This window comes from Desulfomonilaceae bacterium (genome assembly GCA_041662605.1).
Lineage (GTDB): Bacteria > Desulfobacterota > Desulfomonilia > Desulfomonilales > Desulfomonilaceae > CAJBEZ01.
The window spans coordinates 1-23,138 of record JBAZSD010000008.1 but is presented as its reverse complement, the minus strand read 5'-3'; the positions used below and the strand labels follow the sequence as shown (position 1 = coordinate 23,138).

At 44.0% G+C, this 23,138-nt stretch carries 20 protein-coding genes; 3 read left to right on the top strand and 17 right to left on the bottom strand.

Annotated features, from left to right (window positions below; all coding sequences use genetic code 11):
• Positions 1-30 precede the first annotated feature (30 nt).
• The 5 genes from WC647_08310 to WC647_08290 all read right to left on the bottom strand — a co-directional run bounded on the left by WC647_08310 (position 31) and on the right by WC647_08290 (position 4,660).
• Positions 31-1,530, bottom strand: coding sequence for a SagB/ThcOx family dehydrogenase (locus tag WC647_08310; protein MFA6222304.1), 1,500 nt, complete (start codon positions 1,528-1,530; stop codon positions 31-33).
• 81 nt (positions 1,531-1,611) lie between these two features.
• A complete protein-coding gene (locus WC647_08305; protein MFA6222303.1) occupies positions 1,612-2,121 on the bottom strand; it encodes a ferritin family protein in 510 nt (169 codons plus the stop codon).
• A gap of 98 nt (positions 2,122-2,219) precedes the next feature.
• Positions 2,220-2,666, bottom strand: a complete 447-nt coding sequence (locus WC647_08300; GenBank protein MFA6222302.1) for an NIL domain-containing protein — start codon at positions 2,664-2,666, stop codon at positions 2,220-2,222.
• A 51-nt stretch (positions 2,667-2,717) separates the two neighbouring features.
• Positions 2,718-3,467 carry a UPF0280 family protein gene (locus tag WC647_08295; GenBank protein MFA6222301.1) on the bottom strand — a complete coding sequence of 250 codons (750 nt, stop codon included), beginning with the start codon at positions 3,465-3,467 and terminating at the stop codon, positions 2,718-2,720.
• On the bottom strand, positions 3,464-4,660 hold the full coding sequence (locus WC647_08290; GenBank protein ID MFA6222300.1) for a homocysteine biosynthesis protein: 1,197 nt from the start codon (positions 4,658-4,660) through the stop codon (positions 3,464-3,466). The genes WC647_08295 and WC647_08290 overlap by 4 nt, the downstream gene beginning before the upstream one ends.
• A 218-nt stretch (positions 4,661-4,878) precedes the next feature.
• Between WC647_08290 and WC647_08285 the strand changes: the two genes are divergently transcribed.
• Positions 4,879-5,241, top strand: a complete 363-nt coding sequence (locus WC647_08285; GenBank protein MFA6222299.1) for a hypothetical protein — start codon at positions 4,879-4,881, stop codon at positions 5,239-5,241.
• 99 nt (positions 5,242-5,340) lie between these two features.
• Here WC647_08285 and WC647_08280 read toward each other — a convergent pair whose 3' ends face one another.
• Both WC647_08280 and WC647_08275 read right to left on the bottom strand, forming a co-directional pair.
• Positions 5,341-5,805 carry a hypothetical protein gene (locus WC647_08280; GenBank protein MFA6222298.1) on the bottom strand — a complete coding sequence of 155 codons (465 nt, stop codon included), beginning with the start codon at positions 5,803-5,805 and terminating at the stop codon, positions 5,341-5,343.
• A 150-nt stretch (positions 5,806-5,955) separates the two neighbouring features.
• Complete coding sequence (locus tag WC647_08275; GenBank protein MFA6222297.1) at positions 5,956-6,954, bottom strand: trypsin-like peptidase domain-containing protein; 999 nt, start codon at positions 6,952-6,954, stop codon at positions 5,956-5,958.
• 206 nt (positions 6,955-7,160) lie between these two features.
• On the opposite strand from WC647_08275, the gene WC647_08270 reads away from it, so the two are divergent.
• A complete protein-coding gene (locus WC647_08270) occupies positions 7,161-8,267 on the top strand; it encodes a lipocalin-like domain-containing protein (GenBank protein MFA6222296.1) in 1,107 nt (368 codons plus the stop codon).
• A 260-nt stretch (positions 8,268-8,527) separates the two neighbouring features.
• Here WC647_08270 and WC647_08265 read toward each other — a convergent pair whose 3' ends face one another.
• The 5 genes from WC647_08265 to WC647_08245 form a co-directional block, all read right to left on the bottom strand.
• Positions 8,528-9,664 (bottom strand): glycosyltransferase, encoded by a 1,137-nt coding sequence (locus WC647_08265; GenBank protein ID MFA6222295.1) that lies wholly within the window; start codon positions 9,662-9,664, stop codon positions 8,528-8,530.
• Positions 9,624-11,093, bottom strand: a complete 1,470-nt coding sequence (locus WC647_08260; protein MFA6222294.1) for a flippase — start codon at positions 11,091-11,093, stop codon at positions 9,624-9,626. Before WC647_08260 ends, WC647_08265 begins: the two co-directional genes overlap by 41 nt.
• Before the next feature lie 36 nt (positions 11,094-11,129).
• Entirely contained in the window at positions 11,130-11,696 is a 567-nt protein-coding gene (locus tag WC647_08255; protein MFA6222293.1) for a hypothetical protein, read from the bottom strand.
• A 112-nt stretch (positions 11,697-11,808) separates the two neighbouring features.
• Positions 11,809-13,467 carry a choice-of-anchor Q domain-containing protein gene (locus WC647_08250; GenBank protein ID MFA6222292.1) on the bottom strand — a complete coding sequence of 553 codons (1,659 nt, stop codon included), beginning with the start codon at positions 13,465-13,467 and terminating at the stop codon, positions 11,809-11,811.
• A 70-nt stretch (positions 13,468-13,537) separates the two neighbouring features.
• Positions 13,538-14,566, bottom strand: a complete 1,029-nt coding sequence (locus tag WC647_08245) for a hypothetical protein (GenBank protein MFA6222291.1) — start codon at positions 14,564-14,566, stop codon at positions 13,538-13,540.
• A gap of 127 nt (positions 14,567-14,693) precedes the next feature.
• Here WC647_08245 and WC647_08240 point away from each other — a divergent pair, with 127 nt between their 5' ends.
• On the top strand, positions 14,694-16,130 hold the full coding sequence (locus tag WC647_08240; GenBank protein ID MFA6222290.1) for a hypothetical protein: 1,437 nt from the start codon (positions 14,694-14,696) through the stop codon (positions 16,128-16,130).
• Between the two features lie 57 nt (positions 16,131-16,187).
• Here the strand turns inward: WC647_08240 and WC647_08235 are convergent, their stop codons facing one another.
• The 5 genes from WC647_08235 to WC647_08215 form a co-directional block, all read right to left on the bottom strand.
• On the bottom strand, positions 16,188-17,732 hold the full coding sequence (locus WC647_08235; GenBank protein MFA6222289.1) for a hypothetical protein: 1,545 nt from the start codon (positions 17,730-17,732) through the stop codon (positions 16,188-16,190).
• 55 nt (positions 17,733-17,787) lie between these two features.
• Entirely contained in the window at positions 17,788-19,611 is a 1,824-nt protein-coding gene (locus WC647_08230; protein ID MFA6222288.1) for a glycosyltransferase family 39 protein, read from the bottom strand.
• A gap of 95 nt (positions 19,612-19,706) precedes the next feature.
• On the bottom strand, positions 19,707-20,885 hold the full coding sequence (rffA, locus tag WC647_08225) for a dTDP-4-amino-4,6-dideoxygalactose transaminase (GenBank protein ID MFA6222287.1): 1,179 nt from the start codon (positions 20,883-20,885) through the stop codon (positions 19,707-19,709).
• Positions 20,886-20,950: 65 nt separating this feature from the next.
• Entirely contained in the window at positions 20,951-21,934 is a 984-nt protein-coding gene (locus tag WC647_08220; protein ID MFA6222286.1) for a glycosyltransferase family 2 protein, read from the bottom strand.
• Positions 21,935-22,029: 95 nt separating this feature from the next.
• Positions 22,030-22,752, bottom strand: a complete 723-nt coding sequence (locus WC647_08215) for a GNAT family N-acetyltransferase (protein ID MFA6222285.1) — start codon at positions 22,750-22,752, stop codon at positions 22,030-22,032.
• Between the last annotated feature and the right edge of the window lie 386 nt (positions 22,753-23,138).

The following is a 23,138-nucleotide window of genomic DNA, read 5'->3' as shown; positions in this document are numbered from 1 at the left end:
GTAATAACCTCTGCAAGAAGGATACTTAATCTAAGCAAATGATTTCTTGAGAGGGCCGAGCGCGACAAGATAGAGTAGACGCGCCCCAGACCTCAAATTCAAAAACGTCCGAGCCTCCTGATCATAAAAAGCGCCAATGCCACAGCAGCCTAACTTCAAGCATTCCGCCGCCAAATACAGGCGCTGACCGAGCCGTCCTGCCTCAAGCATCGCGTAACGATAAGCCCTTGGACCATATTGACCTTCAAGATGATCCAAATCAGCTATTAAGACGAAATGTGTGGAACAATTTGCCAACCACGCCTGGTCGAGACATATATGAGCCATGTTTTCCGTTAGAAAACCAGATTTAACCAAAGATAGGTCTCCGTTAAAGGGATCCAGCAGGTAAAAGCCCTTAGAAATAGATCCAACATCAGAAATTAATACCCCGAGCGAAAGAAACTTGGACCAGGAGGGTCCAGAAGAGGAATTTCCATGGAACAAGCCGAGTATCCAGCTAAAAGTTGACTCCGGGATCGGCTTCCTAATGAAATTACGTCTGGATCTTCTGGTAAAGATGGCCTCGCTATATTTTAAAACCTCAGGTTGGTTTTCAAACGCAGGCAATCTCAACGGTTCACCCTTTAGTTGAGCCGGTGAACACAGTTGTTCGGGGTTTTCACAAGGAGAGCTATGTGATTTTCTCGACGTTATAGTGTAGATCTCATTTATTGCAGGGTATCGTATCTCTTCAGGGGCGCATTTGCTGAACCGACTCAGATCGACTGGCGTCTTCTCAATTAATGACTCGTGGATCTCAAATTCATTTACGCCTGAAGAAACGGTCATTAGAGCCAGGCACGATTCCCGCGCCGGATCGACACCAAGAAGTTGATTTATTGAAGAATCGTCAAAATCATAACATATATCAAATTCAAGAGATTCAGCTTTTAAAGCCAGAGCCAGATTTTCGCACAGATGGCCAGTGTCCAGAAGATGGTATCTAAAGGCCCGGTCGCGATATTTCCATGAACTTCGGAAAAAAATTGCGGTTAATAAAAAGACTACATGAAAATTATGGCCACCCATAAAATTCGTCAATGAAGCGATGACCCCTGAAAAGTTTCCTTTGCGTAGCTGAGTTAGTGACTGATCCGCTACCGAATGATGATAAATTCCGTCCTCTAGATCATCCACGCCCATTGTGGCGATATAAATCTCGAACGGGTATAGGGCTCCTGCTGAGGCAACGTTTCTGAAATAGAAATCACCCGTTCCCAACTTTTCTTTCCTGGTCAGGCAATGGCCCAGTGTCAATATTCGGCTTAGGTCCTTAAAATCTAATTTCTGGCGGACAGTTTCATGTTCCGCAAACAGGTCGGAGAACTTAGCCTCGGACCAGCCTGTTTGATCTATCAGCTTGATGTTCTTCAAGCCTTCATAAAATTTGAAAGTGCGAGGCTGGTTGGACCAATCGAGATGGTGGCCGGTCATTTTGTTCCGGTCATAGCTTGTCAGGTCATGATAGTCGGTCGAAGTTAGAATCATCGGTAGGCGCTCAATTCCGGTAGAAACGATTCTTTCTCATTTGATTCAGGCAGAACTCATCAGCCCTATTATGACATTAAGTCATCCGCCCCATGGCATTTGAGCGTAAACTTCCGACAGCTTGTCACGATATTCCCTAAAAAACTTTTCATGCTCTTTTTCCCAAGCGGAAAGCATGGACAGAGCGCTAGACGCCTTCCCCTCGGTCTTCTTGGCCATGGCCTCGTAAAACTCGCTCAGATCTTTTTCAATCAGCCAGGCGGTGTTAAACACAGTTACATCGGGGATCATCGATCCCTGGACACATTCCTCAAGGAATTCACTTCGCGCTCTGGCGTCAAAATAATTTGTCGGTACGATTAAAGGGTCCGAAGCAATGCTGAGATCAATCTCGTTTCCCTGATTTATGTCCTTGAGAATACCTTCAATAAACGAAATATGTTTCCTTTCTTCTTCAACAAGCCGTTTGAGCGCAGTTACCGCTGCGCCAATACCCATACGCTCGATAGAATTCTGGAAAAAACTCATTCCTGTCCTCTCCTGATTGAGAGCATACTCAAAAATCTTCTGAATATTGGGTGTACTGACCATGTTAATTTCCCCATACCTTCTGAGATTGTGTTCATTCAAAACTGATAGTCAATCGTTCTGGGTCTACCGAAAAAAAAACCGCAAGTAGCCAAGATTGATTATTTGGTGTCCGATCGACCTTCAGCAAAAGGATCGAACAGTGTCACATCCTTCATCGCGCCGAAAGGACAGACAAGACCACACATGCCGCACGCGACGCATTTTTCGACGTCAAAGGAAACTCGCATATCAGGTCTCGTCATTTCCAAAGCTCCGGTTGGACACAAACCGGTACAAGCTCCGCAATGAACACATTTTTCTTCCTCTCTCCATACTTTGTCAGATAGGGGTTGAACCACTACCTGATGTTGTTGGAGGAATCTGATTCCTTTTTCTATTACGTCTTCAGAGCCCTGTAGTTCAAGTAGTATCCGTCCTTCTTTGCGCGGCAGTATTTTAGCTTCAAGTATGTTGAAGACAAGGTCAAAATCGCGTGCAAGCCGGTAAATAACCGGTTTGTACATAATATTTGATTTGAATATCAACAGCACATTTTTCGAATTCATGGGAAATCCTTTCTGAGTTATCCAAGCAAAATACGGGTCCCACAGAAATTTCTATTCAATGGGTACGAGTTCAACATCACCTAGTACGGCGATTTTATCTTCACAAATAGCCAGCGCCGCTTGAACCCCATCTACCTTGCACGCCCATTGGACTCCTGTTTCCAAGTCTTTTGTGGTCTTGATCCTGTTACCCAGTCCAGTCGCCACAGCGTCAGCCAAACTAACATCTGCAGAGACCACCGTCGCCGCGTCAGCTCTTCCAAAGCTTGCCGATGGGCCAATTTTGGCTGATGATGTGCATACACCTGTGGGAATAACCGTTGGTCCTATTTTTATACCAAATTTTACGCCTAAATTTGTTTTGCCGGCGTACACTCCTATTACTACAGGACGTTTGACGTGAATGAAAATATCTCCCCCATTCTCTACTATAATCTCCTCTGACGATGGTAAGAGATTCCTTCCGACAAATTCCGCGACCGCCCCGGCCACAGCGGCCATCGGACCTACTCCGGCTTTTTTACCCGCGTGAATCATCTTTGTCACCACAGGGGTGTCAAACGGAGCCGCGTCTATAGGATCAAGACTCGTCAAGAATTCAGGTCTTCTGGCTATAGAGCGCTCTATTTGTGAGCGACATTCTATAATCAGTGTTCTAGCTTCGTTTTCAAGATTCCTGAGGGCCCTGATGTACAGATCTGAAGTTTCAACAACAACTCTAAAGCTTGTAAAAACGTCATGAGTTTCAAAAGACCTGTATGAGCGATGTTCACCAATTGTGAAATTATCCGAAAGATTCATTTAAGATTCTCAAAGCCACCAAAAGAAGCTGTAGGTAACGTTTCCTGAGGTTCACCCAGCAGAAAGGACCCAGTTCTGATCCATTCTTTGAGAGTGTTGGCTATTTCGAGGGACGTAGAATAACTGGCCAAGGGCGCGGTAGCGATTTTCCTTCCATCAAAGGTTATCTCTCCGCTTTTTAGTTGAGCGTAAGTGACATAACCGAGCGCCGATCCTCCACCTTCGGGATAATCGGACCCGTAATCCACTATCGGAGCCTGAATTTTATCATCCGACACGGAAGTGAACATGGCGATTTCTTCATTCAGAATGGCGATAGGCACTCCTATCCCAACACTCAACGAGCAGCCATAACCGGTCAAGGAAGCCCCTCTGAGGTATTTCGGCGACATTTGTTTGAGATCGCCCTTGACTGCGAGGGTTCCCGCTCCGCCCATGACAACGCCGTTTTCCGATCTTTTCACGGTTGGATTATGCTGAGTCCCATTTCCTATGACGTAACCAACTCCACCACCCAGAAAAATCCTTGTTCCCAAGCCAATGGTTCTATAAAAAGGATCGTTCAACAGAGGGCTCAGCTGTCCGGACGTGGAAAAATTCGCATTCATGCAATCCGGTCTCAGGACCCCCATATAGGTATAAATGGTTTTCTTTGAAAGATTTACAGCGCAATTGTAATTCTGATACCCATTTCGGGGGTTGAGAAGCCAGGCGTCAGGAAAATCCTTTAGAGTCATGTCCCTTTCATGTTCAAGATTTGGGTAACAGTCAGTTCCATAGCCGAAGGCCTCCAACCTCACTTTCTTTCCTGATACAAGATCCTCTATGACATGGCCTCCGCCGTAACGGAACCTTCCGGGAAACACCTTGTTTAATGGGTCGTCTTCGCGGGTTTGGGCGGCTCCTATATAACAGTCAACGGCAGCTATGCCGGCGTAGGCTTCGACTCCATTGAGATATACTTTGTTCGCCTTAATACGGGGTTTTGCGTGTCCAAAATTCAAAAAAGCGCCGGAAGAGCACATTATCCCAAAAGTGCCGGTTGTGACTACGTCAACCTTTTTTGCCGCCTCTATCGGCCCAAGTTCTTTTGTAGCCCCTATCATTTCTTCAGCGGTCAGCACGACCACAGAACCGTCCTTAATCTTTTTGTTGATTTCCGCGAAAGTCTTGTTAATCTTAAATTCACCCATTATGAACCTCCTGGGCGCTTTCTAAAGATATGTGAGTCCAAGTTTGCAACTCTAAATAGTTCAATTAATCTAATCAAGAACCTTTGTTCTGAATTCCCAAACTGTTTTCGAGATTTTTCATGATATGACCTGACGCACGCCGAAGCAAGTCTAAGCTCACAAAGAATCAAGGTCATAACTTATCAAATAGTATAAATCGCCTAGAAGAGGGATGCCCCATGATCGCTGAGAAGATTAAACTTGATTCTGTAAAAAGCGCGACCGAGGCAATTGATTCTCTCGGTTCCAACAATAGCGAATTGATGGCCTCCAGAGCTATCCATGTAAATCTGATCATTAGACAGGTCCCGGGAGCCTACGCTAAGTCCATAAAAAAGGTTTACAACGAAATCGGAGCTGAAGTCGCCATAAGCAGTGAGGCGTATTACGAAGAACAAGACGTATTGACTGACATGATAATAATGGGAACAGTATATCAACACCGTGAAGCGCGACGAATTTTAGAAAATGCTCACCAATTGAAACAATTCATTGACGCAATTTCGACCACCATTGAGACTTCAGACGAAGTCAAGCGCTAAATTGAATACAAAAAAGGCGTGATGGCTTGCCGCTTAGCAAAACCACCCGCCTTTTCGACTCTTGATAATCCAGAATTTTGTACCGATGTGAGGACTCTCTCATTCCCCGCTTTTAGCCGAACGCTTGGGATTGTCTGAAGCGACCTTGATCACCAGTCGGTTGTCTTGAACCTCTATAGCCCGACTCGCTCCTACAAACTTTTTTGTTGCAGAAATGTTCAACCCATATTGGGCGTTAAAAAGTTCAATAACCTTGTCTCGTCCCAATATCTCACGCATCTGCAAATCAATTTCCATGAGGGCGCCGTTCGGATCAAATTTATATGCGGCAAACCTGAAGAGGTTGTCATTTCGTATAATTTCTCCGATCTCGTCCCCAAGTTCTTCAAATGAATCTGAGCCAGGATCTTTTTTGAGGATCTCAAGGACCTGCGGTTTGGTCATTCCCAGCTTAACATTTCGGTATCCTTCAGGCGCATTGGGGCCTGCAAACGAAACAGACAGAACCATGGAGCAGAACAGGACAGTCAAACCTAAAACAAGTAGCGCCCAGCTTTTTCTCATAATATCCTCCGCGGGAATGGTCTTATAATTATACTAAATATTTGAAACAATTTAAAAAACAAAATATCATTTTTCTAACAAAAAGTCATATCATCATCACAAAATCTCAATTTTACAAATCACTCGAAAAGTATCCCCTAGTTTTAGGGGCTAAATCCCTCGTCTTGGGCCTGAACTCGGAGGAAAAACGCGGTCATTGGTATCGTGATTTTTCCCGGGAAGATTTAATGGATGCCCATTTTCAGGAGTACGAGTAGGGCGATTAAGGTTGGCCCTCTTTAACATTACTCTATCTACCACCTGCTTAATTAGATTAATAGGAATTGCGAAACCGATTCCCATGTATCCTCCGCTGCGAGACAAAATAGCTGTATTCATTCCTATGACCTGGCCGTCAATATTTACCAACGGTCCTCCGGAGTTTCCCGGATTGATGGCTGCGTCTGTTTGAATGAAATCTTCATAGTCTAGTATGCCCATGTCAGATCTGCCCTTTGCGCTTACGATGCCCGCTGTTATGGTCTGAGTCAAGCCAAAGGGGTTTCCTATTGCCAATACCCAGTCTCCGACTTCCAAAGTCGACGAATTGCCGAGAACCACGTGTGGAAAATCTTTGCCATCTATTTTTAATATTGCGATATCTGTCTTTGGATCGGCGGCGACAACCTTTGCCTGGTATTTTTTCTTGCCTTCCAAAGTCACTATAATCTGGTCAGCGTCTTTTATGACATGCCGGTTCGTTATCACATACCCACGGCTATCGAATATGAATCCAGAGCCGAGGCCCTGCTGGCGAAGTTTTCCGCCTCCAGAAGGTGGGGCTCCAAAAAAGCGCCTGAAAAAATCATCACCGAAGAATTCTCTGAAGGGATGGTTTTCAAAATAGGGATCAACTTCCGGACCTGGCCCTGAATTTTGAATTATTCTTACAGAAGAGACATTGACTACCGCCGGCCGGACGTTTTTGGCCACAGCTCGGAATGAATCCTGTAACTCTCTCGCGCCACCTTTTACAGGCGCTTGAGCATAGGCTGTTGTTCCCATTATCCCGACAAAGATGAGAAAAACGACCAAAATAAGCCGGCTCATGAGGAATAAGTTTGTAGGTACGGATTTGTTAAGATTTGTTCTTAACCACATTGGAAACATGAAAACTCCTTTACAAAAGCTGGATCGATAAGATTCAATTGGCGTGACGCATCACATGGCCAACGTTCTGGGCCAAAAGCGAAAAAAGGAAGATAAAGAGCTTAGAGGCCTTATGCCTTTAGTCAACTCAATCTCTGTGATGGTTTCAAGAGAAAAGCAGCATTTAAAAAAAGAATAGCGCATATCAATTTCCTTAAAGGGTGATTATGAGATTTTTATACAAATGGTTCGTGTCCCTGACTCTGCAAAGTTTAGTTTTCACCGGTCTGGTTCAATTCGCATACTGCAGTTCGTTTGAAAAGGCGGTTCCCGGAATAGTTTTACAGTTTCCTAAAGATCATGGAAAACATCCGGGTTTTCAGACGGAGTGGTGGTACTTTACGGGAAACCTTGTTTCGAAAAATAATCATTGGGGAACACAGTTGACATTTTTCAGACGGACTCTTTTCAACAAAATGGGCAAGGAAAGATCAGCTTGGGAGGTCAGGGATTTGTACCCGGCCCACTTGGCGATTACGGATATTGGCGCGGACAAATTTTTTCATACGGAACTTATGTCTAGAGAAGGCCCTGGTTTAGCTGGAGCCGCCGGTGATCGCCTGGATGTACACGTGAAAGATTGGAGAGCCTCACAACAAGATCGAGACATTCTGTTGAACGCGGCGCAAGGGGATTATTCCATTAAATTAACCCTGACTCCCGAAAAGCCTGTGGTATTGCATGGCGACAGCGGTCTCAGCGTGAAAGGGAATGATCCGGACCAGGCTTCCTACTATTATTCGTTTACCAGACTGAGAGCCAAAGGGATTCTAACATTTGAAGGGCGTAAACATGAAGTACAAGGTTTAATGTGGATGGACCATGAATTTGGGTCGTCCATACTTAATACCGGACAGGTAGGCTGGGACTGGTTCAGCTTGCAGCTAGACAACGGGGTTGATCTGATGGCCTTTCATCTCCGTAAAAAAGATGGTTCTTTCGAAAAACCTTTTGCGACATTTGTAGACAATTCCGGATTGCCAACTCATTTGTCGGGTGATTCAATACAGATCAGATCTTCAGGTTCATGGGTTAGTCCTAGATCAAAAGCAAGGTATCCGTCGGAGTGGGTTATAGAAATCCCCGATAAGAAGCTCAGCCTACGAATAGCTCCTGCTGTAAAGGACCAGGAACTCACCGCCAACAAGAGTACAGGAACAAGTTACTGGGAGGGCGCGGTAAAGATTACAGGAACCATGGATGGGCATGTTGTTCACGGAAGTGGTTACGTGGAACTCACCGGCTACGTGGAATCAATGGGAGGACGACTGTAATTTTTTCATAAGCGCATGAAAACGCGTTAATTTTCTTATTGACATAATATAAAAGCCGGTTATATTTTCTCCTGTTGGAGGTGAGGGACATGGAGGTACTGTTTTTAGTCTCCGTCGGAACAGCTATACTGTGGCTCGCTTTTGGTAACAAGAAGCACTGGTCCGGTATGTGATCCGATAGCAAAATATCAGCAAAGCCAGAATAACCGGAAGTTCCTATGATGAAGACTTCCGGTTTTAATTTGTACAAAAAAAGATAATTATCGGCTGAAAATTCCGCTTGCTTTGAGTTCTTTAGAGTGATTTTTATCAATGAGGCTTTTAACAAGGCTTGCGTAACCATCTCCTACTTTGGGCCACGAAAAATTTTCTTCAGCCATTCTACGGGATCTAAGCCCCATTTGAATCAATGTGTCCCGCGAACTCGAGGCCGCAACATCCATGGTTTGAGCCAGATTTGTTGGACTCGGCGGCGCGCAGACGAAACCGCAGTTATATTTTCTGACAAAATCCGCAGTCTCATCCACAGCGTTGACCAAAATTGGTCTTCCTAGCGCCGCGTATTCAGCGAATTTAACGGGAAAGGCGGCCCTGGATGCCACATGATTCGGTCTTGGTGAAATCAGAATCGACGCGCGACTTAACCAATCAAGCATTGTCTTTCTGTCAGTCCGATCAACGAGTGTAACCCTGGATCCAAACTTTTCCGCAAAGCTGAGTTTTAATTTTTGGTCTGTGGGCCTGAAGCCTATCAGCGCCATAGTTGCGTTCTTGTTGGAGACAAGCTCAAAGGCTGATATCAGATCATCAATTCCCTGCCATGTCTGAAATTCACCGGCGTAACCAAATGTAAACTGGGGATTCTCAGCGGGCGGCAAGGGTTGAAACAAATCCAGGTCTACCCCGTTTCTTATGACACTAATTCGATCAGGTTTTATACCGGCCTTTACCAAGTCTGATTTGTGCCACTCCGATTGTGTCAGAATAAAGTCTGAGGAACGCAACGCCATTGAATACTGCAGTTTCACCATTAAAGAGGGGCCGGCCTTTGGGTCCCTTTTAAGAAGCTGATTGGCTTGGGCCGATTGACCTATGTCATCCCCGTGCATGTCGAGAGTAATCACGCCGGGAATCATAGTATGGCAGAAACAAAGAGCCTGTCCGACAAACGGCGCGCCACAATACAAAAACTTATATTTCCTTAATCTATTTAGGTACGACGGCATGAACAGCGATGAAGTCGTGACTTTGCTCAGAGGTTTATTTTCAGGGGTGTAAAAGAAATCGCAGTCTATTGAGCGCTCCATGAGCAACTCTCCAAACTTCCTGATTCTATACTGATAGGCCGAATCCGAGTCACGGGGAGCGCCGGAAATAATTAAAGCAGTGCTGTCCAATTTTTTGTCCTATATTTTTTAAGATTGTGATTTCTTCAGGATACAGTCCTTTTACTAAAAACAGGAACGCAAAATACATGATTGCGGAAAGCGTCACGTTCAACAAAAAATTAATGTCACGCGCCATGTATGTAACAAACGACATGCCAATCGTCGCTAAAATGGGTTTCGTGGAGATTCGTCTAAAATCCAGCGGGAACAGCAACTTCAAAACAAACCAAAGCTGAAGAGCCATAAATATTATGATTGTCGCCATATTGGCCATTACCGCTCCGTATTCGGCATACGGTTTAATCAGTACATAATTCAGGACCGTCGCCAGTACCGCCGCTACCATGTTAAGTTTAAGGTCTATACTCTGATAATTGGCGGCTATGAGAGTTTGAGCAAGGATGAGGATTATGCTGTACGGAATCAGGAATGGAGCGATTAACTGGAGAATCAAGATTGATTGCTCAAATTTGGATCCATAGATTAGGAAAATAATTTTGTCCGCCAGCAAAATTACTCCTGCAACCATAGGCAAGCAGACAATCAGGACGAGACGAAGAGAAAGCTCGGTCTTTTCTCTCAGATTTTCCAGACCATATCCGAAGTGTCTCGAAAAAATGGGCAGCATTGCCATTGAAAAGGCCATAGGAACGATTACTGTCATCTGGTTGATTCGTGAAGCCGCGCTGTAGATTCCCACCGAAATCACGCCGGAAAGTTTGGAGAGTAATATTGTATCTATGTTCAAATGAATGGTTGAACAAATAGCGATCCCCATAAACACCGGAGCCTGTTTAAGAAGCAAGCTCCAAACACTCTTCTTGAATTTGATGGCAAAATTGCCGATCACCTTGAAGTAGAAAAACGCCAATACTCCCAAGGCCAGAAATTTTGTCAGCACAGTCACGGCGGATATAGCTATGATCCCATAACCTGTCAGAACCACGGCGATACACAAAAGCACTTTTGAAATATTTTCAAGAAATTGCTCAAGCGCTATGAACTCCGATTTTTCAACGGCTCGAAAGGTAGATTCGAGGAAACGCACGCAACTTGCAGGGATTATGGAAACTGATCCTAACAGAAAAGCCAGATACAATTCCCTATCATAACCTAGCAAAGAAACGCCCAGGTCCATGATGACCATAGCGATGACACTCGAAAAAATACCAAAAAGGACCGAATTAGAAGTAAGAACTCCCTGATCTTCAGGTCTCCGAGCCACTTCTCTGACTATCAAGCCCCCCAAACCTAGTGAGGCTATAGTTGTAAAAATATTCAAGTAGGAGAACAAAACCGAATATTGACCCATGCCCTCGACCCCGAGCTTCCTCGAAATGACGTAGACCAGGGCCAGTGACACGAAAGGATTAACAGCGCTAGGTATGGATAGAGCGACAGTATTCTTTAGCAGGCTTTTCTTGGATTCAAGAGTCATATGTTTTCAGACGTTGGGTGCACCCCAAAAACGGTTCTAACGCAAACGGTTTACAATTGATATGTCTATTCCCATGGGTCTCTTGGCTGGGTCTATGAAGAGTTGAGGCCCAGGTTTGGGGATGGGAATGTTTCCGATTGGATACAGATCAAGACTCCCGCCGAGTTCACCGAGTGGAAGGATTTCAGTCTTTGGTCTTCCTCCCAACGATGCGATCATCACTCCTCTATAGATATTGTCTTTAAAATAGAAAAGATATTGCGTGTAATATTGATACCAGATGTCTTCTCGACGATGTTTGATAAACTGCTGACCGATTGTGGCCTGGATAAACCCCCTGTATTCTCCGTGCATGTTGAACAGCGTGTAACGCCTGTTAATCCTGTCCCATGGGGCGTATCCAACCGGCAGGTTATCTCTGATCCGTATGACTAAATACATGTCCGAGTAATTCAACATTTTGCTCAATTTGAAGAGAGTGCTCTCCGTGATGTCTTTTTCGTCCGGGGGATGCAGAAGATCAATAAACGGTATTTCCTGGCCCAAGAGAGGGGAAGACATTAACAATACTAAAACCAGACCAACACAACCTATAATTTTCATGGGACGTCCACTCAGATATACAGTTACAGATTAATAATCCGAAGTCTTCATATCCCGGAAACATACAAAAATTCAAGCGACTTTTAGGCGTTTAATTTTCTCAGGAAACAATCTATTGCGGTAACTCATAAGCGCCTATATCCGGCGCAGCGCCTTGCGGTCTCGTAATTCCGTGAACATCGGTCTTGACAGAATCAAGGGGCACAGCTTTATCCACTAAAGGCGAATTTTTGGATGGCGTGAAATTTTTCGCAGATGGATTTTCCAACAAAGGATCCGTGCCTCTTATCGGCTTAGAATCGAGAGAGTCTACTCCTGAAACCAGTCTTTCCTCATAGAATCTTCTTGCAGACTGTTCAAAGTTTGAAGCCGGTTTTTGATGCCCTTCAGGGCAACTGAACCAGGCGTTATTTTTCAATTCAGCCACTTGAGCGGAAGGTTTGGGAAGAATGCGTCGGCAATAGGAAAAAACGTTATCAACAAATCGGTTCAACTGATTTTCCGGTATTGAACTTTCGGGTTTGGAAAGAGCAATAGGGGAGGAGCATCGATAAACCGTGTTAAAGGCGATCAAGTTGCCTACAGATTGAGTCGGCGCTCCCTCACGGCTATGGGCGATTACAAAGGCTGCGCAAAGCTCCCAGGTGTTCTTCGGAGCAATATCAACCAATACATTATTGAACACTTTGTTGTTGGATGAACCATAGAAACATATTCCGGCGTGTGTTCCACCTTCTATAAAATTGTTTTCTATAATGTTGTCCCGAGATCTACCTTCCAGATAAATAGCGCATCCATATCCATCGGAGTAGCCGTTATCCTTGAATGTATTGCCTTTGACTTCACAAGAGTTAGCCCACGGGTTAGGGCCTATCAGCAGCCCTGCGCCTGCGTAACCTGAATGCCCGAAAAACTCATTCTCATTGCTGACATTATTTATAAACCTGACTCTGGATCCATCAATTTGACATCCGTGAATGGCGTTTCGCAAGAATTGGCAGTCATGAATATACCAGTCATCCAGGGCTGAAAAAACTCCACAAGCGCTAAACTGACATTTCAGATTATCAAGCTCCCAATGGGCATTTTGTTCGTGTTGATTGGGCGCTGCTGAAACTCCATACGAACCATACTTTTCGAGTGTCATGTTCCGCAGGACAATGTATTTCTTCGCAGTTCCTCCGTAACGTTCGCCTGCGTTGAAACCGAGATCCAGTTCATAAACATCCACGACGTGATCAGTGTTTGGATTTGCGTCTCCAGCGAGCCTGATAAAATAATTGCTGTCTGCGTCAAGGCAAAAGCTGCCTTCAGGCATGCCATGAGGCTTTTCCACCTGTTTGAGCTTATATTTTTCGTCAACCATCACAAAAAGGTTCTGCCTGGTGATTGGTTTCAACCCAACCTTGAACCATACCAGCCCAACTTTCTTCCAGTCTTTAACTGTGACGGATCCTCTAAGAATGACTTTATCCCAGTCAACGCCCTCGTAAGTTATAGGGGCGTCCGGCAATCCGGATTTCCCGCCCATTATCTGCTCATGGTAAATCCCTTCGTGGATTATAGCCTTGTCCCCCGGTTCCATCACTTTGGAAGCCTGGTTGATAGTCCGGAAAGGTTTTTCTTCTGTGCCAGGGAAACTGTTGTCACCCGTATTTACGTCAACATGGTAAGTAGTAGCCCTTGTAGTAAGTTCACTGGCGCACACAATGATGAAAGCCAACAATCCGCTGAAAATCGATGTCTTGATTAGCTTCATTCCATTTTTCAAGTCTACCTCCAAAATGAACAAAACTCATCAAATCCAACGGAAATTACAGATCTGAGCGACGGATTGAAAATCAGCTCAACCGCTTAATCGCTTGAAGCATCGCTCCGGAAGTATAAAGATCATCATCAGACATATTTTTGAACTCTTCCACCAACTCCTCACGCTTTATTCCGGATTTGGTCGTAAACTTGATGTCACAGACAATCTTGAAGCGTAGCTCTTTCAAAAAATTGATATGTGTCGAATACGGCTCACGATTAATAAGGTATGGGCGCTTACCCCTCATAAGAGACCATTCAAGTTTCGAACATGCCCAATGTCCATTCCACTCTCTTGTAGCGCCGTATGAACTGAAGTCGATGTTATGGGTCATGAAGCCATCCGGCGCGAGCCAATAATTGAAACTCTCATAAACCTGTTTCAGATTGTCTACACATTGGAGGACGGTATTGGATAAAATCATGTCCGCAGCGCCTTGAGGAACAACTCTGTGATCAGACCACGGCGCGAGGTAAAAAAAACAGATTTCATCATTTTTATCCATGGGGGATTCGGAGAAAACCTTTTTCAATGCCTCTCTAATACGCTGAATCCTTTCTGGTCGCAGGCATTTCTCAAGATGGTCGTCATCAAGTATGTGAGTCGGAAATTCATAAGTCTGCAAAGGAGGACGAACTTCGGTAGTAAATTCATCTCCATGAGGTATTGAGGCTCGATCTTTAAATAACCTGACCAACTCATCCAGAGTTTCCAGGTTAGTCTTGAGATCAGTAAATTTTATTGCGTCGAGAGCGTAATATTGATTAGTCCCTGAAAGCATTGCGGCCAGCCCAACCCCAAATGAGCTTCCCGGCCCAAGCTCCAGTAAAGAGTTGGGGAAGCGTTTCAAACCACCACATTCCCATGAAATCACGAGGTGTCGCATCCACACTGAATAACAGAAGCGGGCCGACGCTGAGCGGGTCTGATCCACAAATGAATATACTCCAGGCAGATAGCTCAAGAGCCCCTTGACTATTGTTTGATAGTTGGCGGGCAAGAGACTGAGGGTTTCCCTGAAATAATTGACTAACTTTTTGGAAAGGGCTGGGCTGGGCATGGCTTTGTCCTGATAAGGTCTGAAGGAGTGACGGAATAAAAATTTATCTTGCAAATACTAACATAATCCTGAATTATTGGATATACTTGGTGTAAGATAAATTCATTTCTTTCAATAAAGCGTAAAAGTGAGTTCTCACCCACTATTTTTCTTATACAGACGCCTACCCGTATGGCTGCAAGCAAAAGCATGCTGGCTCTATGGTTACAATTTTGTTCGTAATACGTATGATCAAAACTTTTTTCAAAAACTTGAGTGGCTACTTGAGTCAGAAAAATGGTCGGCTTCAGAAATTGAAGCTTATCAAAACGAGCGATTGAGTAATCTTATCGAGGAAGTCTACGACAACGTGCAGTATTATCGAGAACTGATGGACCAACTGAATCTCCGTCCATCGGACATCAAACATATAAGTGACTTACCGAAACTTCCAACCCTCAAAAAAGAAGATGTTAGAAATAATCTCGAGAAATTCATTTCCCGAAAAACCGACAAGAAGAAACTTTTGTTTCGGCACACAAGTGGAACAACTGGCAAGAGCTTACACTTTTACGTGAACCCTGAAACAGAATCACTCCAGTGGGCCTTGTGGTGGAGACACAGGCATCGGTTCGGCATGACAAACGATTCCTGGCACGTAAACTTTCGCGCTCAACTCCTTACACCCGCAGAGCAAGACAAGCCACCATTTTGGCGCTGGATAAACCCTATGCGTCAGGTGGTAATCAACATGCAGCACATTACACCCTCAAAGATATCACATATAGTTGATTTCCTTAATGAGAATTACTTTGAGTTTTACACCGCCTATCCTTCTATTGTTCACAATTTTGCGGTGACCGCGGCGGAAGCCGGCCTACGTCTGGAGAGTCCTCCCCGGGTAATATTTATGGGGTGTGAAAATACGCTGGATTTCCAGAAGAAGTTCCTGGAAGATTTTACTGGGGCTATAATAACGGATCAATATGGATTCGCTGAAGGTTGCGGGAACGCTTCCCAATGCCCGGACGGCTTTTATCACGAGGATTTTGAATTAGGCGCAATAGAGTGTTTGGGGCCTGAGACGATAGATGACGAACATTATAAGGGCAAGATAGTGTGCACCGGTTTTACGTGCCCGGAGTTCCCGTTTATCAGATATGAAGTCGGAGACATAGGAATTTGGGAAGAGCCTAATATTCACTGCCCTTGCGGAAGAGAGTCCAAATTGTTAGTGAAAATTGAAGGCAGGGAAGATGATTACGTAGTAACCCCGGAAGGCCGTAGAATCATGAGGTTTGATTATATTTTTAAAGACTCTCAAAATTGTTCTGAAGCCCAGGTCGTTCAGGAAAAGTTGGGAGCAATAAAGTTGTATATAGTTAAACGATCAACATATAGCGAAGCGGACGAGAAATATATTTTGAACGAGATTAAGAAATGGATTAGTCCAGCTCTAGAAGTAGAATGTTTATACGTTCCTGAAATTGAGAGGGAACCGAATGGTAAATTCAGAGCTGTCAAATCTTGTTTGAAATCGAAGATTAATGCCCAGATCGAAAATACCTTCGAGAAAAGCATTTGATTTTGTAAGGTTCGTAGGTCTAACAATTACTCTTCGTTTTGCCCCTTTGTCAGGAAATCATTTGTCAGGCTCAGATGTTTGTTTGATGGTTCCAGTTAGGTCGTTTCTTACCCAAACGCCAAGTATCTCACTCCCATTTCGTCCCTCGTGAATCAAATGATAGCCTTTTTCTGGAGTTTCTTCTCCAGTAGCAATTTTGGTAATTAGAATCTCTGGTCTTATCTTTTCGACATAAGCTTGTACCAGCCTGTTCCCCTCATCTTGCGACGACGCATGGAACCGTAATCTTCCAACTTCTTTGTCGACCAATCCCCATGTGTCAATAATTGGGTTATCGCAGTAATATCCGATAGCGCCGATGCGCCAGTTTCTGACACGATAATCCGGAGGCACATTTTGTTTGATCCAACTACCAATTTGTCTAAGTCCTATGGAAGTTTGCACATTATTGGGATAAATCTGAATGTTACGGAGAAATTGATTGGTATCTGAATAGTTCATCGTGGCGACCATAACTACCATTCCACTGACTGCAATGCACCGTGTAGTGGAGAAAAGCGGTTTTAAGATGTCCAAGACGCTGAGAGAAATACCTAAGCCAATAGCCCAGACGGGTAGAACGGGAATGAAATATCGTGATCCGATCATCCAATCACTTCCGGCGTATTTCTGAAAAAATAGTTGGGATAGCGTCAAGGCCGATACCAATAGCAGAATTCCCGAAGAGCTACCTTTGCGGAAAAGGGCGGCCAGAAAGAGCAAAGTCCCCAGCACACCGCCGGCGGCGGAAAAAAAATAAATGATCGAACCCGTACCCTTCAGACTCCAATGAACAGTTCCGCTTTCCATGGTCCACGGCGCTTTAGCAAAAAATGTATTAGGAAGAATTTCCCCATAATACATCCAACGTACAAATTCGAATATTGCGACAGCTAGCAAGAAAACACAAATAGCCGAAATTTCTTTCGGTCTAAAATGAAGAATGCTTTTCATATTCCTGACAGCTAGATGGTTATCTGTTCTCCTGACACAAAATATTGCCAACATGATCCATGGCAAAAAAGTAATTCCCTCCGGTCTGCACAAAAATGCAATAAATATTAAGAAAATTGATCTAAAAGTGATTTCAAAACGGGTGGCGTCAAGAAAAACCAGCAACGTCAGCCAGGAAAATATCGCGGTCTCCATGCCTGTAATAGCGAAAAAAGTGAGCGAGAAAGATGTGACTACAATTGAAAATGTTAATACAAATGCGGGCAGATCAAGAAATTGACCTGTTTTTCTAATTGAACCCCATATGCATAAACATCCGAGAATCAGCAGGAACGACAATGCTCCCAGTATCTTGGAGACCAGGACGAGATCTAAACCAAAACGTCCGAGAATGTAAGTCAACAAAATGTATAATGGACTCGTGAAACCCTCAACGTGTTCACCAATGTTGTAAACTAGGCCATGTCCCTCAAGAGCGTTTCTTACATAACGTAAACTTATGAATGCGTCGTCCACCATGAAATGTCGAAACACATTTAACTCGTAAACTCCAACGACTATCGAAAAAACGATTAAAGCGTAGTAAATTGACTTTTCCCATTTAGGCATCGCAAAAATCCTTTGAAATTCTCCACAATTCCAGTTTTGACTCTTTGAAGGGATGTCATGGTCGTACAATTTTTCCTGATATTTTTTCCTGTCTAATGTTATCCCTCAAATTGATTTGATCAAACGGGTTTGATTTTGGAAGCTTTTGCATAGTGTACGTTTCTGTATCTTTGTCATAATAGAGGAGATAAGGGGTTCGGTCCGCAAAAACTTTGTTAGCCTCTTTATTGGTGTAGTCGTCTTTGAGAAACACGAAAAGGATTTTATCATCCAGTTCAGGAGATGGATATGGTAGGCTTTGCATAGGGGCCCTCGAAGGTTTACGGATACCTACGTAAACCAAGGCCTTTTCTTTTATGGAGCTACATGCGAGTTCGATGGGCGCTCTGTATGATTTGTATGTTTCACGCATGTGAACAGCTTTGAATGGGATGAAAAAAAGAAAACTTCCGATGAAAGAAAGCCCACAGAAAACGGGAACAAATGTTCGCAGTTGAGATAATTTCGTGTTAGAGAAAAACGTATGGAGAACCATTAAACTTTTTGCCGAAAGAAGACATAATGGGATCAACAATTCATAATAATATATCGGCATAGTCAAGATGGAGAGAGACCAGCAGTAAAAAAAATACCCGAAGCAGACGCTAAATATTATAGCAACCCAAAGCGTGTCCGAGGACTTCCACGATAGGTCGAAACTCCATGTACTAGTGAAGTTCGTTGTTGGGCCAAAGGTCATAATTCCTCTCAACGACATCACGGCGCCGATCGGCAGTAACGAAATAGGCCAGCCGAACAGCCAGGAATTGACCAGAATGAGGCTTTTGAATAGGTTAATTAGAGCATGGAACGGGGTGAACAAGCCATTGGTTCTCTGTCCAAATCCGAGGCGTTCCATAGGATTGTAGTAGAAATGTGGAAATGTGAGGGGATTTCCAGTAACCAATTCATTGTAAGCGAATACTGATAGTAGCACCATCCCGCCGCCCAATGCTAAGCTCAAAGAAGGAGGGAGCCAGTTCTTTGGATCGTACCATGTTTTACACATGGCCATCACAGCAAAAGGTACCCCGAAAAGAATAGCTGTCAAAGGACGTATCGTAAATGCCCAACCCAAACAGAATCCCATTCCAAGCGCCAATAAGACCCTAGGGCATTTTTCTAGATGAAACCAGCCTAGAATAAAAAGCAGAAGAAGGAACAACATGGAAACGCCAGTTAGAAGTGTCGCTGAGACAAACAGGAAAAATGGTGATAATCCCATCAAAATGGCTGCTATTGTCGCTTCTTTTTTCGATGTTGTTTGACATCCAACCAGATAGAGTAACAAGATCGAGCCAAGAGCCATCAGAACCGTTATTATGTATGGTGAACCAACAACCATTCCAATAGCCAAAATGATAGGGTGTCCCCAGAGATATCTGGTTGTCCAACACCAATTGATAATCATGAAAGTTCTGGAAATCGAATTGGGCGCGAGTGGAACAGGCAGAACCAGTCGACCGGTAAGATAAGTTTTTGCCTGAAACAGGTATGCCTCTTCATCATCTACCGCAGGCTGGCCCTGGAAGACAAAAACGATTAAACTAATTATGATCACAGCGGAAAGCGTCAAACAAACTATCACTGTCTTATTGCCAATTGACAGCTTAGAAAGATTGTCGATTGATTTATTGAATCTGCCTGAAAAAGTCGAGATGAGCCAAATAGAAAAGAATAATGTAGATGGTAACAGCGTTACGACATCCCATATTGAGCACAAGATGGAAGCGAATCTAGGGCGAACAGGAAAAACATAGGTCAGTATCAGAACCAACCCAACAATATAAAGTCCAAAGAAAACAGCCCCGAAGATGAAGTATTTTTTTGTCTTGATCATGATTGGGTTCACAAGTGCTTAAATTACACGAGCAGGCCAGTCAAGAGCTGCATAGTAGACAACGGATAATGTTACTCTGCTCACAATGAGCGATTTCAAGCGGAGGCCTTTTCTTTCCGCCCCACCGTCTTATAAAAGTTAGTAATACTTTGGACCACCCTATTCACTGCTTCCGAAGTCATTTCGTAGTAGAGCGGCAATCGCAGGAGGCGGTCACTAACATCATTGGTGACGTCCATAGTTCCGGAAACGCGCCCGTATTTCAGCCCAGCAGGAGAGGAATGAAGAGGAACATAATGAAAAACAGTGGCTATCCGTCTCTTTTTCAAAAACTTGATAAGCTGATCTCTCTCACCAAGTGAGCCGACTAAAATATAATAAATGTGCCCGTTTCCGGCAAAAACTCTTTCAGATGAAGGTAATTCAAAAAAACCTTTCTCTGCCAAAGGGAGTAATGCCTGCCCGTAATATTCCGCTAGTTTTCTCCTGGCCTCCACCAACCGACCACATTCTTGAAGCTGAGCAAAAAGAAAGGCCGCAATTAGGTCACTGGGAAGATAGGAAGACCCAATATCTAACCATGTGTATTTGTCGACCTGGCCCCGAAAGTATTGAGTCCGATTTGTACCTTTCTCTCTTATTATTTCCGCTCTTTCAATAAAACGCTCATCGTTAATCAGTAGAGCCCCCCCCTCTCCACTAATCACATTTTTGGTCTCGTGAAAGCTCAGGCAGCCGATATGGCCCACTGTACCGATTTTTTGATCTTGATACGACGAGAGAAGCCCCTGAGCTGCATCTTCGATAACCCAAAGATCATGCTTATGGGCAATGCTCATTATGGTAGCCATGTCACACGGAGCCCCGCCATAATGAACAGGCACAATGGCCTTAGTTCGAGAGTTTATGGCTTTCTCGATAAAATTTTCATTTATGTTTAGCGTGTCTCGACGGATATCAACAAAAACAGGGACCCCCCCCCTTAACACAATCGCATTTGCGGTTGATACAAAAGTGAACGATGGCAAAATCACCTCGTCACCATGCTTAATTTCGCACAGCATAGCCGCCATCTCGAGGGCTGCGGTACACGAATGTGTCAGAAGGGCTCTCCGACATCCCAACTTATCTTCCAACCATTGCTCACATTTTTTTGTGAAGGGCCCATTTCCCGAGATGTGACCGTTTTTTATCACAGCTTGAGCCATATAATATATTTCATTACCAACTATTGAAGGTTTGTTAAAAGGTATCTCGCTCAGCGGGTCAAGCATTTCTACCTCTTGGCTAAAATAGACTGAAATAGCTAGTTGATTCCGATCATTTCTTGAACAAGCGCCTAAGAATCCCCGTGTGAACCATCCATGGAGGATAAGCAAGGTTTGCTACGTGGAGACGATTCTTCGCGGATAGAATATGGTGGCCGGTCCATGGTACGAAAGTGTATTCGGGCAATATACTCTCCAATGATCCCCAATGAAAATAATTGAACTCCCGCAAATATCGAAATTATTGAGGCTATAAACGCAAAGCCAGGCACAATGGCGCCTTGAATGAAGTAACGGCCGAGAACATAAATCAATACGGCAATCCCGAACAACATGAAAGCAAAACCTAATAAACTAGCAAGTCTGAGCGGCAGGCTGCTAAAACCAGTGATCATGTTTAATGCGTGACCTACTAGTGCAGCGAAAGTATAATTGGAACGTCCAGCCAAGCGCCGATCCTGGCGGACAGATAAAGATGACAGATTCCGGGCCCCCCATGTTAGCAAAACATCTATAGATACATCTGGGCCGCTATAATCTTTAAACGTCTCTCGTAATTGGGTACGAAAAACTCGGAACGAGCTGGCCTTATAGGGTATTGCAGCTCCTAGGGCCTTTTTAATAAAGAATTTTACGGAAATGGAAGCGAGCTTGCGCAATGTTCCGTGGTGCGGTTCGTGGGTAACGCCATAGACTACGTCACAATAATTGCCCAAGGCCATGAGAAGCCTCGGGATCTCTTCCGGTGGGTTTTGCAGATCATCATCCATTGTCACGGTGATGTCGTACCTGGCAGCCCTAATGCCGCACAGCAGGGCGCTGTGTTGACCGTAATTCCTCATAAGATTTATGCCCCTGATCCAATCTTCTGAAGCGCATTCAGCTTGGATCATAGGCCAGCTTTTGTCCGAACTCCCATCATTTACCAATATAACTTCATATAAGCGGCCAGTTGACTCAAGAACAGGATGTAACCTATCAAGAAGACTCTTCAAGACAGATTCGCTGTTGTAAACCGGGACTACTACCGAGATACCCCTAATGCAATATGACATCGATGTACCAATACCGATTTGCATCTTAAATTTGAAATAGACGGCAAGTTGTAGAGCATATTTAATAAATTCATGGCCTGAAATTTTCTAATTGACTAGGTAATATTCAAATGCACGGTAAAATATGAACCGACCATAAAAAAACCTTCTTTGACCCAGACTCGCTGAACGGCGAGGTTTTGAACCTGAGTAGAAATGGTCACATAAGAACATCCTTCATCAATAAAAATCTTGATTATCGATTTGAGTAAGTCGCTATATATGCCGCGTCCTCTGAACTCAGGCATCACTCCGTTCAAATCGATCATAGATCTAGGATGGTCAATTCTCACGGCACAGAAAGCGCAGGGATCATTATCCAACAGCGCCAGAAAGCATTTACAAGGGGGGCTGTCAACGTGAGATCGAGTCCATTCGCTGTATGCCTCAACTAAATCAAATCTCTCTAGCCTGGGGTTAGCCGAATAGTGGTTACGATACCCATTGAAAACAGATGCATTCATATGGTCCAGGGTCTTGACGTCGCCACTATCTGATTCTTTCAATCTGAATCCAGCATTCCTAAGACTTCCTGGTATCCCCAACTTAAAATTGTCTCGTTCATAAACGACCAAGCAGTCTCCAATCACTACATCACTAAAAAGCGACTGGAGTTTCCTTATCAGGTCTGTCCGGACAGTAGGTATTCTTACTATGGCTAAATCAGGAGAATCAGACCGGATTGCTTCGATCATTAAATCATGATCTTCTCCTAACAGATCGTAACGACGCACCAAGATACCGAAGCGTCTAGATTCTTCGATCATCTCGTAAGACAAAAATGATTCCACAAATTTATAACGCGAATTAGTCGTTAATAATGAAAATATATTAGCGTCTCTAATTATAGTTTCCTAAAATCAAGTTGATTATTTGTTGTCATTCAAATATCTGTCTTGTAATAATACAAGTTAGATACAACACTGTTTTCACAAAAGATGGATAGCCTTCTACTCTTGATGCCGTTTCAGTTGCCCAACAATAAATCAAATTTTAGCTTAATATAATTACAGAAAGCAATCAAGAGAATTTAGGAAAAGTAAACCCTCAGTTATGGGTTCAGGACAAAGAGAGGCATTTTTTTCTCGCGATTTGTAGAGAGATAGATTACACGCTTGAGTCATCTTGACGGTCCTCATTGGATGAGGTCTGAAGTGATGGCCCT

What these genes read in the sequence shown, in the direction of transcription:
- WC647_08310 (MFA6222304.1), bottom strand. Translation starts at nt 1,530, where the DNA reads ATGATTCTAACTTCGACCGACTATCATGACCTGACAAGCTATGACCGG.
- WC647_08305 (MFA6222303.1), bottom strand. Translation starts at nt 2,121, where the DNA reads ATGGTCAGTACACCCAATATTCAGAAGATTTTTGAGTATGCTCTCAAT.
- WC647_08300 (MFA6222302.1), bottom strand. Translation starts at nt 2,666, where the DNA reads ATGAATTCGAAAAATGTGCTGTTGATATTCAAATCAAATATTATGTAC.
- WC647_08295 (MFA6222301.1), bottom strand. Translation starts at nt 3,467, where the DNA reads ATGAATCTTTCGGATAATTTCACAATTGGTGAACATCGCTCATACAGG.
- WC647_08290 (MFA6222300.1), bottom strand. Translation starts at nt 4,660, where the DNA reads ATGGGTGAATTTAAGATTAACAAGACTTTCGCGGAAATCAACAAAAAG.
- WC647_08285 (MFA6222299.1), top strand. Translation starts at nt 4,879, where the DNA reads ATGATCGCTGAGAAGATTAAACTTGATTCTGTAAAAAGCGCGACCGAG.
- WC647_08280 (MFA6222298.1), bottom strand. Translation starts at nt 5,805, where the DNA reads ATGAGAAAAAGCTGGGCGCTACTTGTTTTAGGTTTGACTGTCCTGTTC.
- WC647_08275 (MFA6222297.1), bottom strand. Translation starts at nt 6,954, where the DNA reads ATGTTTCCAATGTGGTTAAGAACAAATCTTAACAAATCCGTACCTACA.
- WC647_08270 (MFA6222296.1), top strand. Translation starts at nt 7,161, where the DNA reads ATGAGATTTTTATACAAATGGTTCGTGTCCCTGACTCTGCAAAGTTTA.
- WC647_08260 (MFA6222294.1), bottom strand. Translation starts at nt 11,093, where the DNA reads ATGACTCTTGAATCCAAGAAAAGCCTGCTAAAGAATACTGTCGCTCTA.
- WC647_08255 (MFA6222293.1), bottom strand. Translation starts at nt 11,696, where the DNA reads ATGAAAATTATAGGTTGTGTTGGTCTGGTTTTAGTATTGTTAATGTCT.
- WC647_08245 (MFA6222291.1), bottom strand. Translation starts at nt 14,566, where the DNA reads ATGCCCAGCCCAGCCCTTTCCAAAAAGTTAGTCAATTATTTCAGGGAA.
- WC647_08235 (MFA6222289.1), bottom strand. Translation starts at nt 17,732, where the DNA reads ATGCCTAAATGGGAAAAGTCAATTTACTACGCTTTAATCGTTTTTTCG.
- WC647_08230 (MFA6222288.1), bottom strand. Translation starts at nt 19,611, where the DNA reads ATGATCAAGACAAAAAAATACTTCATCTTCGGGGCTGTTTTCTTTGGA.
- rffA (MFA6222287.1), bottom strand. Translation starts at nt 20,885, where the DNA reads ATGCTTGACCCGCTGAGCGAGATACCTTTTAACAAACCTTCAATAGTT.
- WC647_08220 (MFA6222286.1), bottom strand. Translation starts at nt 21,934, where the DNA reads ATGTCATATTGCATTAGGGGTATCTCGGTAGTAGTCCCGGTTTACAAC.